General features: G+C 61.3%; 15 protein-coding genes and 4 pseudogenes. 12 read left to right on the forward strand and 7 right to left on the reverse strand.

Annotation, left to right across the window (positions count from 1 at the left end; translation table 11 throughout):
* Positions 1-122, reverse strand: a pseudogene (locus RI03_RS23920) (IS481 family transposase); the annotation flags it as partial.
* Here RI03_RS23920 and RI03_RS21680 point away from each other — a divergent pair.
* Together RI03_RS21680 and RI03_RS21685 are read left to right on the forward strand one after the other, a co-directional pair.
* Positions 123-947 (forward strand): DUF1800 family protein, encoded by an 825-nt coding sequence (locus RI03_RS21680; protein WP_081504333.1) that lies wholly within the window; start codon positions 123-125, stop codon positions 945-947. It begins immediately after the preceding pseudogene.
* A gap of 4 nt (positions 948-951) precedes the next feature.
* Complete coding sequence (locus RI03_RS21685; protein ID WP_138995810.1) at positions 952-2121, forward strand: DUF1501 domain-containing protein; 1170 nt, start codon at positions 952-954, stop codon at positions 2119-2121.
* A gap of 57 nt (positions 2122-2178) precedes the next feature.
* Here RI03_RS21685 and RI03_RS23250 read toward each other — a convergent pair whose 3' ends face one another.
* Positions 2179-2493 carry an HU family DNA-binding protein gene (locus tag RI03_RS23250; protein ID WP_010219917.1) on the reverse strand — a complete coding sequence of 105 codons (315 nt, stop codon included), beginning with the start codon at positions 2491-2493 and terminating at the stop codon, positions 2179-2181.
* 230 nt (positions 2494-2723) lie between these two features.
* Positions 2724-3566, reverse strand: coding sequence for an enoyl-CoA hydratase/isomerase family protein (locus RI03_RS21690; RefSeq protein WP_010219919.1), 843 nt, complete (start codon positions 3564-3566; stop codon positions 2724-2726).
* A 102-nt stretch (positions 3567-3668) separates the two neighbouring features.
* Between RI03_RS21690 and RI03_RS21695 the strand changes: the two genes are divergently transcribed.
* The gene (locus RI03_RS21695) at positions 3669-4055 is read left to right on the forward strand and encodes a winged helix-turn-helix transcriptional regulator (RefSeq protein WP_010219920.1); all 387 of its coding nucleotides are present in this window, start codon (positions 3669-3671) and stop codon (positions 4053-4055) included.
* Between the two features lie 118 nt (positions 4056-4173).
* On the opposite strand, the gene RI03_RS21700 is transcribed toward RI03_RS21695, so the two are convergent.
* Entirely contained in the window at positions 4174-5250 is a 1077-nt protein-coding gene (locus RI03_RS21700) for an aldo/keto reductase (protein WP_010219921.1), read from the reverse strand.
* Between the two features lie 79 nt (positions 5251-5329).
* Between RI03_RS21700 and RI03_RS21705 the strand changes: the two genes are divergently transcribed.
* The 5 genes from RI03_RS21705 (at position 5330) to RI03_RS21720 (ending at position 9518) form a co-directional block, all read left to right on the forward strand.
* On the forward strand, positions 5330-5959 hold the full coding sequence (locus RI03_RS21705; RefSeq protein WP_010219922.1) for a TetR/AcrR family transcriptional regulator: 630 nt from the start codon (positions 5330-5332) through the stop codon (positions 5957-5959).
* A gap of 85 nt (positions 5960-6044) precedes the next feature.
* Positions 6045-6554: a transposase gene (locus tag RI03_RS24400; protein WP_202949395.1), complete on the forward strand. Its 510-nt coding sequence runs from the start codon at positions 6045-6047 to the stop codon at positions 6552-6554.
* A 99-nt stretch (positions 6555-6653) separates the two neighbouring features.
* Entirely contained in the window at positions 6654-7475 is an 822-nt protein-coding gene (locus RI03_RS24405) for a transposase (RefSeq protein WP_202949396.1), read from the forward strand.
* 467 nt (positions 7476-7942) lie between these two features.
* The gene (locus RI03_RS21715; RefSeq protein WP_026046978.1) at positions 7943-8527 is read left to right on the forward strand and encodes a recombinase family protein; all 585 of its coding nucleotides are present in this window, start codon (positions 7943-7945) and stop codon (positions 8525-8527) included.
* A gap of 67 nt (positions 8528-8594) precedes the next feature.
* Positions 8595-9518: an SDR family NAD(P)-dependent oxidoreductase gene (locus RI03_RS21720; protein WP_010219924.1), complete on the forward strand. Its 924-nt coding sequence runs from the start codon at positions 8595-8597 to the stop codon at positions 9516-9518.
* A 60-nt stretch (positions 9519-9578) separates the two neighbouring features.
* Here RI03_RS21720 and RI03_RS21725 read toward each other — a convergent pair whose 3' ends face one another.
* Entirely contained in the window at positions 9579-9962 is a 384-nt protein-coding gene (locus RI03_RS21725; protein WP_010219925.1) for a VOC family protein, read from the reverse strand.
* Between the two features lie 119 nt (positions 9963-10081).
* Between RI03_RS21725 and RI03_RS21730 the strand changes: the two genes are divergently transcribed.
* Both RI03_RS21730 and RI03_RS23255 read left to right on the forward strand, forming a co-directional pair.
* Positions 10082-10669, forward strand: coding sequence for a TetR/AcrR family transcriptional regulator (locus RI03_RS21730; protein ID WP_010219926.1), 588 nt, complete (start codon positions 10082-10084; stop codon positions 10667-10669).
* Positions 10670-10853: 184 nt separating this feature from the next.
* The gene (locus RI03_RS23255; protein ID WP_010219927.1) at positions 10854-11159 is read left to right on the forward strand and encodes an HU family DNA-binding protein; all 306 of its coding nucleotides are present in this window, start codon (positions 10854-10856) and stop codon (positions 11157-11159) included.
* Positions 11160-11397: 238 nt separating this feature from the next.
* On the opposite strand, the pseudogene RI03_RS21735 reads toward RI03_RS23255, so the two are convergent.
* Positions 11398-13197 (reverse strand): annotated as a pseudogene (locus RI03_RS21735) (diguanylate cyclase).
* Between the two features lie 635 nt (positions 13198-13832).
* Between RI03_RS21735 and RI03_RS21740 the strand changes: the two are divergent.
* Positions 13833-14096: pseudogene (locus RI03_RS21740) on the forward strand (transposase); the annotation flags it as partial.
* 236 nt (positions 14097-14332) lie between these two features.
* Here RI03_RS21740 and RI03_RS21745 read toward each other — a convergent pair.
* Complete coding sequence (locus RI03_RS21745) at positions 14333-15361, reverse strand: IS110 family transposase (protein WP_010219929.1); 1029 nt, start codon at positions 15359-15361, stop codon at positions 14333-14335.
* 74 nt (positions 15362-15435) lie between these two features.
* On the opposite strand from RI03_RS21745, the pseudogene RI03_RS21750 reads away from it, so the two are divergent.
* A pseudogene (locus RI03_RS21750) lies at positions 15436-16278 on the forward strand (IS3 family transposase); the annotation flags it as partial.
* Positions 16279-16294: the final 16 nt, after the last annotated feature.

Below are 16294 nucleotides of genomic sequence, written 5' to 3' on the forward strand. Positions count from 1 at the left end.
GCTACCGTCTTGGGGTTGATTCCAAGCTCTCGGCTCAGCGCCGAGAGCGAAGCTTGCGATCGCTGTATTGCTGCTCTGACGGCGTGCGTGGTCGTGGCGCTCCCGTGACGTACCTGTCCCATATGGCTTCCTTCCATTCCAACGAAAGGATCGCACCATCAAACCGTGGGATCAAACAGCTAGGCGTACGCTCGGGCTACACACAGGCCGACGTTACAGAGTTCGCGCGCGCGCTGACGGGATGGACGGTCGGTGGCTTGGGCGGCGCTTCTGGAATCGGCGACCCTGGCAACTTCGCGTTCAGGCCCGCACAGCACGAGCCCGGTGTACGGACCATTCTCGGGAAGCGATACACGCAGGACGGCGAGGCGCAAGCGAGCGCGGCGCTAATGGACTTTGCGCATTCGCCCGCCACGGCGACTCACGTAGCCACAAAGCTGGCGCGCCACTTCGCCGGTGACGAGCCGCCAGTGGCGATGATCGCACGGCTTGCGGAAAGCTTCACCAGCAGCAAAGGCGACCTGCCGACGGTCTATCGCGCCCTGATCGCCTCCCCAGAGGCGTGGGTCGCGACGCCGACCAAGTTCAAGACGCCTTGGGAATGGACGATCTCGTCGCTTCGAGGAGTCGGGCGTCGTGAGGTCGGCCAGATGCAGATCGCCGCTTTGCAGACCCAACTCGGCCAGCGGGTCTGGAAGCCGGGGGCGCCGGCAGGCTGGGACGATGTCGCAGCAAGCTGGGCGGGGTCGAATGCCCTTCTGCGCCGGGTAGAGCTGGCACAACGGCTGGCGGCGCCGTTAGCAGAATCCATCGATGCGCGCGTCCTGGCGCCGAAGATCATGCCGGCATCGCTCAGCAAGGCGACGGCTGACCAGATCGCTCGTTCCGAAAGCCCGGCCGGCGCGCTCGCGCTGATGCTGGTCTCGCCCGATTTCCTGAGGAGATGATCCGATGCTCGCTCGCCGTCAGTTTCTGTCGACAGCCGCGCTTGGAGCAGGCGCGGTGTTCGTCGCGCCTGGCGTAGCGTTTGCGACCGTGCCGACCGACCGCCGCTTCGTCTTCATCATCCAGCGTGGCGCCGCTGACGGTCTCGACATCCTTCGGCCGACCGGTGACCCGGCTTTTGCAGGCCTACGTGGTGGGCTGATCGGAGATGCCGCAGGCACCAAGCTGGATACCATGTTCACGCTGCACCCGGCACTCGCCGAAGTCGCTAAAATGTATGGCCAAGGACAGGCGCTCTTTGTCCACGCGGTCGCCTCGCCCTATTGCGACCGATCGCATTTCGACGGACAGAACGTCCTGGAAACCGGCGGTGCGCAGCCATACGCCGTCCGCGACGGTTGGCTCAATCGGCTGGTGACGATGCTGCCACGATCGAGCGACGAGGCGATCGCGATCGCTGCCACTGTGCCGACCGCGTTGCGCGGATCGGTGCAGGTCGCATCCTTCGCGCCCTCCGCCTTGCCACACGCGGCGGACGATCTGATGACACGTGTCACTGCCCTCTATGATGCCGATCCGCAGCTTCACCCGGTCTGGTCGGCCGCACTGGAAACCAAAGGCCTGACCGCAGACGCAAGTGCCGGTCAGGATCCGGCGAGCCTGGGTCGCCTTACGGCCAGTTTCCTCACCAAACCGAATGGTCCCCGGGTTGCCATGCTCGAAACGCTGGGGTGGGACACTCACAATGCTCAGAAGGGCCGGCTCGCGAACCAACTAACAAACCTCGACGCGATGCTCGCGGCGATGCGCGACGGTCTCGGACCCGCATGGGCGAACACCACGGTGTTGGTGGCGACAGAGTTCGGGCGCACCGTGGCAGTCAATGGCACCGGAGGCACCGACCACGGCACAGGATCCGTCGCTATGCTGGTCGGGGGTGCCGTCAGGGGCGGCCGAGTGGTTTCGGACTGGCCGGGCCTTGCGCCCTCGAAACTCTACCAGACGCGTGACCTACGGCCGACCAACGCCCTTGACGCGCTTATCGCAGGCGCTGCTGCCGAAAGCCTCGCGCTTGATCCGGAGCGTGTCGGCGCGGCTTATTCGCCCAGACGACGAGTGACCGTCCAATGTCCGGACTGGTCAAAGTTTAACAGCGAGAAAGTGGTGAAATGCTGATGTTGTGACGAGTGATCTGCAGGCACCGTGTGAATGCCGAGTAAAAAGATCTTTGCATCATGAATGGCCAGGTTTAGTAAGAGGTCTATGTCGATCAGCATTTAGTCGGGCACACATAGGCTTACCCGCACGAAATCGTATCGTTGCAGACCGCTCCTTCACGAAGGTCCCACTAGTCCGAGGGTTGCGAAGGGTCCGCTCGGCATACTGTGTCAGAAAGAAGCGGCCGATGCCGCGTAGTTCGATGCTGCCGCCATCCACGAGGCGATTAGTGATAGCGCCAAAGAACTTCTCTACCGATGCCCGGCATAACTGTTCTGGGAGGGTTGGATTCAGCCTGATAATGCGCTGAATAAGCTCACTTTTACGCATTTTGACCCTCGCCGACTTACAGACATCCTATCGCGCTTGACGGCAATCGTCACGCCTACGCTAGCGCTACACCCTACAACAGGCATCGCAAAAGGGACCCCTTTTGCAACGGGGCCCGTGTCAGCTTCGATTCTCGAAATAGGATCCTTTTGGGAACGCCCCGGCCTTCTCGATCGCCGTTCCCAATCAGGAAGGCCCGACCGGTGTCGTAGCACCACTCGGCATTTGGTTCAGGCGGAGCGTGCGATCACGCCGCGCAGCAAGCTTTCGAGGTCGCGCTCGCCGTCGCGCGTTTGCGCACCCGCCTTAAGCTGGTTCGCCATGAGTTGGCCGACCGCCGGCTGGAAAACAAGTGCCATCCAGCCTTCGCTTTCGCGCGTGAAGCCGTCGCCGGGAGCGGCATGCGGCACGGCGCGCTTCGCGGCAGTGATAATGCCATCTGGCAGCGCCGCGATGTTGGCGGCGATGCGGCTGACGAAGCCGTCCAGTTCGTCGGCCGGCAGCGCGCGATTGATCCAGCCGTATCGTTCGGCAGTCTTGGCGTCGAACAAGTCGGCCCCCAGGATCGCTTCGAGCACACGGCCGCGTGTCATTCGCTGGCCCAGATACTGGGTAGCGCCCCCACCCGGAATGATGCCCATCAGCGCTTCGCATTGCGCTAACCCAGCGCGTTCTTCTGCGGCGAACGCCATGTCGGCTGCCAAGACGAACTCCGCACCGCCCCCGCGCGCAAGACCGGCCAATTTGACGATCGTCACCTGCGGCTGTGCGCGTAGCGCCTCGGCGAAGGCTTGGAACGGGTTGAGGTTTTCAGGCACGTCGCGTTGCAACTCATTCAAGGCTTCGGGCTGCTCCCCCAACGTCATATCAACATGAGCAATGAAGAACTCGGGATCGGCGCTCTCGAAGACGATCACGCGAGTGTCTGGATCATTGTGCATTGAAGCCAGAAAGCGACGAACCTCGCCCATAAGTGTCACGTCAAGAATATTGACTGGCGGGTTGTCGATGGTGACGGTGGCCACTCGGTCCTGCCGCGTGACGCGCAACTTGGTATAGGTCGACTCTGTCATGAGAATCCTTGTGGCGTATGGGAGGAGCGATTTGCTCCAGGCGTTGACACAAGGTATACATTCCATACTTGGCATCAATTACGCACATTGAGCATCCTTGGTATGGTCAAAGATACCGCACTTCCCGACGGATATTTCGAGTTCCGGTCCGACTGTCCGAGCAGGGTCATCCTCGATCAAATCGCTGACAAATGGTCCATGATGGTACTAGCCGTTCTTCACCGCGAGCCGCAGCGCTTCAACGCCATCAAGCGGCGGCTCGAAGGCGTGACGCAGCGTGTCCTTACTCACACGCTGCGCAAGCTCGAACGCAACGGCATGATCGCCCGCACTATAATCGACGGCCGCGTGCTGGGGGTGGAATATGCGCTGACACCGCTCGGTCGCTCCCTGCACGAGCCGTTCGCCGCCTTGTTCACGTGGACGACCGCGAGCATGGCTGAGATACGGCAACATCAACAGAGCTACGACACTCGCGTCCAGGGCTGACGCTCTTGTCTCGAAAGATCATCGATCTCGAGAACTCCGACGCCTTCTCCTCAGCCGTTCCTAATCGAGAAGGTTGGCTTGCCTCAATGGCGATCGCCGCATGGGGTGGGCGTAGATGCTACTCGCCCCAGCCGGTCACATCACGACCTCCGAAAACCATGCGCCGAAGGCCACGCGACGTCAGCGAGGCGCTGAACCCCGGAACCGGTGCGCTTGCCTCATCGAGGCGCCGTAGCTGTTCGTTGTCGAGACGGATCTCGATCGCGGCGATATTGCTTTCGAGCTGCGCGACCTTGCTTGCCCCTATCAGTGTCGAGGCGACGCCCGCCCGGGCTAGGGTCCAGGCCAGCGCAACCTGCGCGACCGGCCGGCCGACCTCGGCCGCGACGGCCTTCGCGGCGTCGAGAATGTCCCAGTTCCGGTCGACGAACTTGCTGTCCCCGAACGGGTTGGCGCCGCTCAGCCGGCCGGTGCCCGACGTGTCGTCACGCCGGTACTTACCGGACAGGAAGCCTCCCGCCAGCGGGCTCCACGGCATGATGCCCATGCCACCTTCGCGTGCCGCCGGGAAATGTTCGGCTTCCACGTCGCGCGCGACCAGTGAATATTCCAGCTGCATCGCGACCGGGCCGGGGATGCGGCGCTCCGCCGCGATCGTCGCCGCCTTGCAACCTACCCAGGCGGGCATGTCAGAGAGCCCGAAATAGCGGATCTTGCCCACTCGGACGAGGTCGCCCAGGGTCTGGACGATTTCTTCCACCGGCGTCACCCCGTCCCAGACGTGCATCCAGTACAGGTCGATATAGTCCGTCCCGAGCCGTTTTAGGGACTCATCCAGCGCACGGTGGATATTCTTCGCCCCCGCGCCCCCGGCGTTCGGATTACCCCTTCCGCTTTGCGCGGCTGCAAGCGGGCTTGCGGATCCGTTGAAGCCGAATTTGGTTGCCAGAACTACGTCGTCGCGCGCGCCCGTCTCGGCGATGAACGCGCCGACCAGCCTCTCGCTCTCTCCACCCGAATAAATGTCGGCGGTGTCGATGAAGTTGCCGCCCGCATCCCGATAGGCATCGAAGATCGCACGCGCCGTCGCCCTGTCCGTCCCCCATTCACCGGGTCCGAAGGTCATCGTGCCGAGTGCGAGCGGACTGACTACGAGGCCGGAGCGGCCGAGCGTGCGGAAGTCGGTGAGGGACATGACATCTCTTTCGTAGCGTTCGATACGGAACCCATGCTAGTGTGATCGGGTCAGGTCAACATGTTTCGGAACGATCGCTATGGAAACTGACATGGAAGCGTCGGCGCGGCGCAAGGGCGGTCGGCCGTTGTCGTTCGATCGCGACGCGGCGCTGGAACAGGCGATGCTGCTGTTCTGGCGGCACGGCTACGAGACGACCTCGATCAGCGACCTTACGCGCGCCATGGGGATCACGGCCCCCAGCCTCTACACCGCCTTCGGCGACAAGCGGCGGCTCTTCCTAGAGGCGGCGTGCCGATATGCCGGAGATCCCGAGGCGATCCGGGAGGCGATCGACGGGGCGGCCACCGCCCGCGATGCAGCCGCCATGCTGCTGACGAGTGCCGTCGTCGTTTTCACCGGTGAGGCCACGCCCCCCGGCTGCCTGCTGGCCAGCGCCACTGCCAGCGGCTCGGCAGCGTCGTCCGACGTGCAGGCTGTCGTGGCTGGTTATAGGCGCGCGATCTGTGACCGTCTGCAAGCCCGCATCGAACGAGATGTGGCGAACGGTACGTTACCAGACCAAGCGGACCCGACTGCGCTCGCTACGCTGGTCGTGACAATGGTGCAGGGCCTGTCTGTCATGGCCCGGGATGGGGCCTCGCGCGCGCTTCTCTCTGGCGTCGCCGATGCCTTGCTGCGCGCTTGGCCGGACCCGTTGCTTACTTGAACATCGTTCCCGAAACTCGATCCAGAGTGTGCGAAAACTCGTTTGCCTGATTCCCTCGGTATGCTGACGGGTGTATGCTTTGGCGATGGCAGATATCGAGGGTCATGCGCGCGAACAGGCGCTGCTTTTACCGGCGTTGGTCGAGGATTACGTGGCGGCGGACAATCCGGTGCGGTTCATCGATGCCTTCGTTGACGATCTCGACCTGGGTGAGGCTGGTTTCCTTCGATCTCGGCCGAAGGCGACGGGCCGGCGAGGCTTTGATCCGGGCGATCTGCTCAAGCTGTATTTGTACGGCTATCTCAACCGGGTGCGATCGAGCCGGCGCCTGGAGGCAGAGGCGATCCGCAATCTCGAGGTGGTCTGGCTGCTGCGCGGGTTGCGGCCTGACTTCAAAACCATCGCTGATTTTCGGCGCGATAACCGAGCGGCGTTCAAGACGGTATTCCGTGCGTTTGTGGCGCTGTGCCGCAAGCTAGATCTGTTCGGGCGAGAATTGCTGGCGGTGGATGGCACGCGGCTGAAGGCGGTAAACAGCCAGACCCGCAACTTCACACGGGCGAAACTGGAGACGTACCTCAAGTCGGCCGACTAGAGGCTGGAGCGATATCTGACGCAACTGGACGATATCGACCGCGGCGAGGATGACGCCGGGAGCGGACCTGCCGAGGCGCTTGCGGCCAAGATCGCCAAGGTGCGTGAGCGGCGCCAGGTCAGCGAGGCGATGCTGGACCAGCTGAAGACCAGCGGCGAGAGCCAGATCTCGCTGACCGATTCCGACGCGCGAGCGATGGTGACGCATGGCAAGACGACCGTCGGCTACAATGCGCAGGTCGCGGTCGATGCGAAGCACAAGCTCATCGTCGAGCAGCACGTCACCAACGCTGGCAGCGACCTCGGCCTGCTGGCCCAAACCGCTGGCGCGGCCAAGGCCTTGCTCGGCGTCGAGCGTATCGATGCCGTGGCAGGCATGGGATACTATAAGGGCGAGGACATCGAAGCGTGCGAGGAGAACGGCATCACGCCTTACGTCGCACGTCCCCAGCGGGGCATCGCAGTCAGCAACGGCCACTTCCCCAAGGAGCGGTTCCACTACGATGCCGCAGAAGACGCGTATCGCTGCCCCGGCGGGCAGCGTCTCGACACCCGCTACAACTCCGTCGTGCGCGGGCATGTCACTGTGCAATACTCCAACCCGAATGCCTGCGCCGCCTGTGCCATCAAGGCCCGCTGTACCGGCGGACGCTACCGTCGCATCAACCGCTGGGAGAACGAGGCGGTGCTCGACCGCATGGCGGAGCGACTGGCCGCCCGCCCGGATATACTGGCGGTGCGGCGCGAGACGGTCGAGCATCCGTTCGGCTTGATCAAACAATGGATGAACCAGGGCGCATTCCTGATGCGCGGGCTCGAAAAGGTGCGCGCCGAGTTCAGCCTGACCGCGATCGCCTACAATCTCAGACGGGCTATCACCATCATCGGCGTGCCGGGGATGATACGGGCCGTTCGGGCCTGATTTCGCTCGGAATACCCGCTCCGCGCGGTCGATAAATCCGCGTTCGCCTCCACTACCAGTCGTTATCGGCCTGATGGCTCGATCTGGCGCATATGCGCGCCCAGCTCGTCGTCGAAGCCGCTCACGCGCCCATTATCTAACCGACCGCGAGTTTACGCACGCTCTGGATCGATATCGAGAATGTCGGATCGGACAAAAACACCCAAAATCGGCCGTTCCCGTTTGGCTGGCTGCATCCCGATTGCGGATATTTATCCAGCGTTGCTGATAAAAACGGTCAAAGCGCGCGGCGCTCGTCGTCGGTCGGCAGATCACGTCGGCCCATGACTCACCCCTTTGACGTCTAGAAAAAGTTGTCGTCAATCATGGACAGGACAGTGTAAGGGGACGTAGTTGCTGGACGGGTTTGGCGGTCGAAATGGCGGAAGACGCCGGCGTCGACAGAACGGCCGGTTGGGAGACGCAGGTTGAGCGGCATTTTGGGCTATGCGCGGGTGAGCACCGGCGATCAGGACGTCGCCGGGCAGACGATGCGGCTCGAACAGGCAGGCGCGATCAAGGTCTTCACCGACGTGCGCTCGGGTAAGTCGATGGATCGTCCCGGCTTGACCGAACTGCTCGCTTATGCGCGTGCGGGCGACACGCTGGCAGTCGTGCGCCTCGACCGGCTCGGCCGCTCGCTCGGTGAGCTACTGGCCATCGTGACCGCGTTGAAGGAGCGCGATATTGCGCTACTCAGCCTCGAGGAGAAGATTGATACGTCGTCAGCCGCCGGCGAGCTCGTCTTCCACGTATTTGGAGCCATCGCGCATTTCGAGCGGCGGTTGATCGCCGAGCGCACCAAGGACGGCATCGCGGCCGCGCGCGCCAAGAGCAAGCTGCCGGGGCGGCGGCCGCTTGACCCGGACAAGGCGGCGTCAGCTCTTAAGCTCGTAGAAAACGGGGTGTCGCCGACAGACGCAGCGCGGCAACTCGGGCTTGGGCGCGCGACAGTCTATCGTGAGATGGCAGTGGCTGGCGTCCGTCGTGGCGGAGAAATGCGACGGCTCTGATATCTAATAACCTCCCGCTATCAGCCCAGCTCGGACCTTAGCGGCATTGTTTATCATAGGAAATTCGATGTTCTCATCATTTGGCGCAACAACCACGGCGGACGAGGTGCTGGAGGAAGCCGATCTGCGTGGCCGGCGCGTGCTGGTGACCGGTGTTTCTTCCGGAGTTGGCGTGGAGACGGCGCGTGTGCTGGTAGCACACGGGGCTCATGTGGTCGGCGCTGCGCGTGACCTGAGCAAGGCGCGGCGAGCGACCGAGCTGGTCCGCGCTCAGACAACACCGGGCGGTGGCTTCGATTTGATCGAACTCGACCTGGCCTCCTTGGCAAGCATTCGAGCGTGCACCGACAGTCTTATAAAGGCGGACCAGCAGTTCGATGTCGTCATCGCTAACGCCGGGGTGATGGCGCTGCCGCAAGGGACGACCGCCGACGGCTTCGAGACGCAGTTCGGAACCAATCACCTCGGGCATTTCGTCTTCATCAACCGCATTGCGAGCCTGATCAATCCCGGCGGGCGGCTCGTCATGGTCGCCTCGGCCGGTCATCGCGGGGCCGATGTCCACCTCGACGATCCCAATTTCGAGCGTACGCCCTACGATCCTTTGGTGGCCTATCGCCGATCCAAGACGGCAACGATCTTGTTCGCGGTCGGATTTGACCGGCGTCACCAGGCCGGGGGTGTCCGCGCCACGGCGGTCCACCCTGGCGCCGTGCTTACCGAAACCACCCGCAAGATGATCGAGGATCAGCCAGCTGCGGCTACTGCCTTCCAGTGGAAGACAGTCGAGCAAGGCGCGGCGACAGCTGTCTGGGCGGGGCTCATCGCTGCCGCGGATGAGGTTGCTGGTCGCTACTGTGAAGACTGTCACGTTGCCGACGTGAACGACAATCCTACGGAAGGATTTGGCGTCCGAAGCTACGCTCTTGATCCCGAGCACGCCAAAGCGTTGTGGATCAGGAGCGAGAAAATGGTAGGCGAATACTTCTAACAGGTCGCAAGTGGACGGTCATTCGCGCAAACCGGATCGCTACCGTTGTTTACGGTACATTCAATGCGATGACCTCCGCTTCGGGGGCGTGTAGAAGTTGATTAGATTGCCGTCAGGGTCGCGGAACAGCATCGACCGATTGCCCCATGCCTGTGTTGTCGGCTCCAATACCCATTCCCCGATAGTTGGTTGGAGACGCGCCCGTTCGGCGTCAACGTCCTCAACCTCAAACTCCAGGATCACCGAACGGTTCTCTTGGGCGACCGCTGCGCGGGCATTGTCCTTTGCAACCGAGCGCTCGCTACAGATCGCGAGAACGCTGCCCGATGTGCGAACCTCGACAAAATCGTCATTCCCAACCGGAGCAACGCCGGTGACGGTTTCATAAAACCGGGCCATCCCCGGCACGTCCTTCGTGACTATCCTGGTCGATGCGAGCTTCATCGGATGCTGCCTTTCGCGTTGCGCTGGAACTGCGGATAGCGATACTGTTCCGCCTGGTAATACGATACGGTACAGTCCTGTTACGAGTCAAGTAGAAGCGCATTGGGAGAACAGCTGACATGGCGGAGGCGATCGACAAGCGTATTCAGCGGTCAAAAGCGGCTGTGCTCGCTTCGACATACGCCTTGCTATCCGAGGGGGGCATTGGCGGAGTCAGCATGGATGAAGTATCGCGGCGTTCGGGCGTCTCGAAGACGACGATCTACCGTCACTGGCCTTCCCGATCGGCGCTGTTGCTTACCGCGTGTGCGACGATTGGCTCGCCATCCGAGGTCCCAGACACAGGCAGCCTCAAGGGAGACCTCGACGCGCTTGTTACCGACCTTGCCGAGCAGCTTCGTTCGGCGAAATGGCCCGCTATCTTGCCCTCTATCATGGACGCGGCGGAGCGCGACGCTGAAGTCGCGACGCTTCACGCCACCCTTCACGCCGCGTTGATGACGCCATTTCTGACGGTCGCCGAGCGCGCTCAGGCGCGAGGAGATTTCCCGGCCGGGGTTACCCCTGCTGAGATGACCGCATTGGTGGTTGGTCCGCTGTTCTACCAGCGATGGTTTTCAAAGGAACCGATCTGTTCGGACTTTGCTACGAGCGCGGTCGTGCGCGCGCTGGCGATGGCGGTTCGCCATAGCATCGTTCCCGATTAGGAAGGGTGGTCGAGAAGCCCGGAGCATTCCCAAATCGATCCTATTTCGAGAATCGAAGCTGACACGGGCCGCGTTGCAAAAGGGGTCCCTTTTGCAACGCCGCTTCTGATGCATGGTGCGAGCTAGGGCGTGACGATCCCTGCCAGGGACGATACGTTGCCTCTCTGTGGGCAGCGGAGGCCGAATGCGTAAAAGTGACCTTATTCAACGCATAGCCTTACTGAATCCAGACCTACTAGGCCCAGTATGTCGGGCTATGGTAGAGAAGCTATTTGACGCCATTACGGAGCGCCTTGTTGATGGGGGCGACGTTGAACTACGCGGTTTTGGACGCTTCTTTCTAAGCCACCATGCTCAGCGAACCGCTCGGAACCCTCGGACGGGGGAGAATTTTCTAAGGAGGGAGTTCGCAGCGGTACGATTTCGTGCCGGTAAGTCGATATGTGCCCAAATCAATGCCAAGGTATCTAGCAAATCTGATAAATCTTGATGCAGAAATCAATATTTTGCATCAGGGCAGTAAGCAGAAAAGTCTAGCTGCTACCCGCCCTTCTCTTGCCATTCTGCCGCGTCATAACGCAAAAGGGAGTTGCGGCTAGCGCCTTCCTGTACCGCTCTGTTGTCGCAAAGATCTCCAGAATCATCCGCCTTTTTCGTGAAAAACTTGTCGTTGTTAAGCGTAGGATCAGCGCCTGTCCTCGTTTGGATCGCCTCTCCCCGGAACGCGATTATGCCGCAGATTGGTTCTTTCTTGCTACGGCAATCTGCACTCGATTGCGTCCAGCCCGCTTGGCACGGAGCAAGGCAGCATCGGCCGTCTGCACCAACGCTTGCCACTCGGTGTGCAGGGGTGCGCAGGCGAGACCGATGGAAGCGGTGACCGGACCAAGGTCCCGGCCCTCGTGCTGAACGTGTAGGGCAGCAACACGGCTCCTGATCTCCTCTGCCCGCTCTAACGCCGGGCCCGCGTCCATGCCCGGCAAAAGCATCAAGAACTCTTCACCGCCATAGCGAAACACTAGATTGGCATCCCGGACAGCCTCCTTGAGCGTCTGTCCAACGGCTCGTAAAACCGCGTCTCCGGCATCGTGTCCGTGTTCATCGTTGAAATGCTTGAAATGATCGATGTCGATCATGGCGCATGAGATGGAGGTGCCTTTGCGCTAGGCCTCCGCGAACTCGCGAGCGAGCACCTCATCCAGGTGCCGCCGGTTGGAGAGCATGGTTAGGGGGTCCACCATGGCGAGCGAACGAAGCGCCTCACGAAGACGGAGGTTGTCCAAAGCCAGGCTGACGTTCTCGGCGATCATCAGTAAATAGGCGTCATTCAAAACCTTATCGACAGCCGAGGTGCTTCGTTCGAAGTAGAGCAAGCCGAGCACGCCCTGCTGGCCGGTCAATGGAAGGCACAGGCTGTCGGGCAGGTGATCGCCTACCAAGTGATCGCAAGGTACGTCGAAGGCGTCACCCGTTGGTCGGTGTGCTATGCCCCGGCGCAGGCCCCAGCATGCCAGCGGGAAAAACTCAGCGGCTGAATGAACTGGATCCCGCCAGGAACATTTCTCGGCCAAGACGTTGCGTTTGATGTCGAGCAGGTACAGTCGACCTGCCAGGCTCGGCGCAACCTCCGGCACGAACCGGCTGACAACATTCTCAAGCTCGGCAAGGGTGTCGCATCCCTGCATCCGCTGGGTCATGCGGGACAGGAGGTCCCGGACCGCACGATCGGCATCACGCTCGATCTCCAGCCGCTGCCGCTCGATACCATTCTTTCTGAACACACGCAGGGCCTGGGCCATGTCGCCGATCTCGTCGATACGGTCGTATTGCGGTGGTTCGGCGTCATAATCCTGTGTGGCGAGGCGGGCGATCACGTCGCTTAGCTTGACCACCGGATGCAGCACCCGCCTGCGAAACACGAAATACAGAACAAACAGGAACACCAGGCCGGTGACACCTAGCATTACCTCAGATGCGGTGCGCCAATGCCGAGCGGTTCGTTCCGCCGCCCGCAGGTTATCGCCCGTGCGTTGGTCGAGGCGGTACTGGAAGCGCTCCACCGCGGCCCGCGAGCGGTCAAGTTCGCGTTCGTATTCTGGCGCGAATAGAATGCGTACCGCCGAATTCGGGTCTCCCTGGTGCCGTAACGCAACTGCTTGTTGTTGTTGCGCCTGCAGGGCATCCGCCCAGCCCAGCGCTTCCTGCAACACGCGAAGCTCGTCCTCACCGGCACCTGCATCCCGAATATGCCCCGTCCGCGTCTCCAAGGAGGCCAAGCCGGCACGGGTTCTCTGATAGGCGAGAAGGTCCGCTTCATTTCCACCTATCGCGAACTGACGCGCCAGTTCACTGAGCGCCAGCACATCGTCTTCGACCGCCGCCGTCGCGTGGTCGAGTGCGTAACGCTGGCCGACTGCCGCACGCTCGTCCTGCTGCGCCGAAGATGCCAGCAACATCATCGTGCCGGAGGCGATGGTCAGCGCGACAGTCACGCCGTAAGCCCAGTTCGTGATCGTTGCCAAGCGCATCACGCCGGTATGACAGAACCCGGCGAGCAATTAGTTAACGCCGATGGTCAGCGTTCCATCGAAGGCGGCCCGAACATGCATGCCTTGTCGGCACCTCAGCTACCGCAGTCGGACCAGCAGGATTCTCTTACCTGATGCGAAAATCACAATTTTTGCATCAGAGGATCCAGCCAATCTTTCGTTCATGTACGAACCTATATCGGCACTGTCACGAGATAGAATGGCAGGATATATCGATGAAAATAGCTTTTCTTTTTGCTTCGGTCGGCTTCGTGCTGACGGGGTCTGCAACTCAAGCGAGTGCGTCGAGCGATAATGCTTGGCGAGCATTCAACCTACAAGTCACCCGCGCATGTGTGGCAGAAAGCGGCATCCGTAATTTTCGCGCTTCGACTATTGTAGGGTTCGATGATCGGGCTGGTAAGGTTGCAATGCTTGTGTCGGATCGTACCCGCGGCTCCTCGCTGTCTAAACTGTGTCTATATGACAAACGCACTAAGCGCGCTTACGTTGACGACGCAGAGTTGTGGTCGGCACCGCCGCAACCCCGGTAGTGTTGACGTCCCCCCTGTTTTTTAGTCCAATTTGAGCGAGAGTTTTCCGGCCTTGAGAAGCCTTCGGGCAAGGAGCTGGAAATGAAGAAATCTAGGTACACAGACGAGCAGATTGCCTTCGCGTTGAAGCAGGCGGAAACCGGTACGCCGGTGGCCGAAGTCATCCGGCGGATGGGGATTTCAGAGCAGACGTTCTACCGTTGGAAGAAGGTGTACGGCGGTCTCGGCGTCGGCGAACTGAGGCGCCTGAAGCAGCTCGAGGACGAGAACCGGCAGCTGAAACAGCTGGTTGCCGACCTGAGCCTGGACAAGCACATCCTGCAGGACGTTCTGGCAAAAAATGTATGGTCCGCCCCCGTCTGGCAAGCATGAAACGCGATAGGCTGCACAGTCTGCGTAAATGTATCCGGCCTGTTTGTGGGACATCTCGATCCCTGGCCATGATGGGATACGCGCACGGTCGTCCTAACAAGCTGGTTCAGCCTTTGACGGCTGCATTTTTGCTCAGGCTTGGACCGTATCGCCATCGACTGTTTGCCATCACTCCTCGTGCTGCAGACCTGGGTGTTGCGGTTAGAGCGTCAGGCGGCGATCGGCATGGGGGGCCGATACTCTTCCTGACGTGCCAGCACTGCCCAACTGATCCGGACGATCTTGTTAGCCAGCGCGACGACCGCGACATTCTTGTGTGTTCTTGTTTCCAGTTGGTCGAGCCAAGGCCCAAGGCCATGCTCGCGTTTCATATGCATGCTCGCCGACCGAGCACCGTGAATGAAAAGCCGGCGAAGGTGGCTGTTGCCCCGCTTGGATATGCCGAGCAGCTTCGGCTTTCCGCCGGTCGAGTGTTGTCGTGGGACAAGCCCGAGCCAGGCCGCGAGGTCACGCCCCCGTTTAAAGCCCGTACCGTCGGCCACGGCCGCGACGAGCGCTGTGGCCACTAGAGGCCCGACACCAGGAATGGCGAGAAGCCGACGGCATGCCTCATCTGTCTTCGCAATCGCTTCCACATCCTTCGTCACCGCGGCGATATCTTGGTCGAGCGTCTGCCATTCCTCCCAGAGCCGCTGCAGGAGGGTGCGCATGCGCGATGAGAGCGTCGAGCGCTCGTCCACGAACAGCAAGGGCATTTCGCGCGCCATGTGCTGACGTCCAGCGCGGAATACGATGCCTCGCTCGAGCAGGAAGGCGCGGATCTGGTTGATGACTGCGGTACGCCTGCTAACGAGCCGTTCACGTACCCGGTGCAGAGCTTGTAAATCGAGTTGCTCAACAGACTTGGCCGGTACGAACCGCATAGTCGGTCGCTGAACGGCTTCGGCGATCGCCTCGGCATCGAGGTAGTCGTTCTTGTTGGATTTGAGGAACGGCTTCACGAACTGAGGCGCCATCAATCGAACGTCATGATCTAGCGCTGACAGCTCGCGAGCGAGATGATGGGCACCACAGCACGCCTCCATGCCAACCAAGCATCTTGGCAGCGCCGCCATATGTCGCATCAGTTGAGATCGGCTAAGCTTCTTCTTCCACTGGATGGATCCCGCGACATCCAAGCCGATCAGGTGAAACGAGGTCTTGCCAATGTCGATGCCGACCACTGCTACTTCTGTCATGACGGTCCTCCTCGATATGATGGCGCTTATGATGCACCCGACTCGTCCAAACCGTAAGGGGGCGGACCATCCCACAAGCTCTGACGCCTGGACGACGACGCGAACTCGTCGCGTACGTCCAGGCGTCCCATGCTGTAAGCGAACGGCGCAGTTGCTCGGCGCTGGGCGTCGAGCGGTCGTCGGTGCGCTACATTTCGCACAGGCCGGATCAGACACCGCTGGTGATGCGCATCCGTGATCTGGCGGCAACGCGGACGCGCTACGGCTGTTTCCGGATCTACATCCTGCTACGCAGGGAAGGATGGGTCGTGAACCACAAACGCGTCTATCGACTATATCGGAATGATGGACTGAGCCTTCGACTCAAGAAACCAAGACGCAACGTCAGCGCTGCGAACCGCGAACGGCAACCCGCGGCGTTGGCGGCGAACGAGATGTGGTCGATGGATTTCGTCTCGGACGCCCTGTTCGATGGCCGGCGGTCACGAGCGTTGACCGTCGTCGATACCTTCACCCGCGAAGCATTGGCGATTGACGTCGACCAGGGGATCAAGGGCGAACAGGTCGTCGCCGCGATGGCACGGATTTCGTCTATCCGCGGCGTGCCCAAGACCATTCGCGTGGACAATGGTCCGGAGTTCATCTCGAAGGCGCTCGACCGCTGGGCGTACGAGAACGGCGTCACGCTGGACTTCAGCCGACCGGGCAAACCCACCGACAATGCCTTCGTGGAGTCGTTCAACGGCCGCCTTCGCGACGAGTGCCTGAACGCGCATTGGTTCCTGTCCATGACCGACGCCCGAGCCAAGATCGAGGCCTGGCGACGGGACTATAACGAGAGCCGTCCTCACACATCGCTTGGCTGGATGACGCCGGTCGAATATGCTGCTGCAGCGGCCGCAAAGGCAGCCGAATGAACGCCGGAAACTCACC

This window comes from Sphingomonas sp. PAMC 26621, from assembly GCF_000251145.1.
Taxonomy (GTDB): Bacteria; Pseudomonadota; Alphaproteobacteria; order Sphingomonadales; family Sphingomonadaceae; genus Sphingomonas.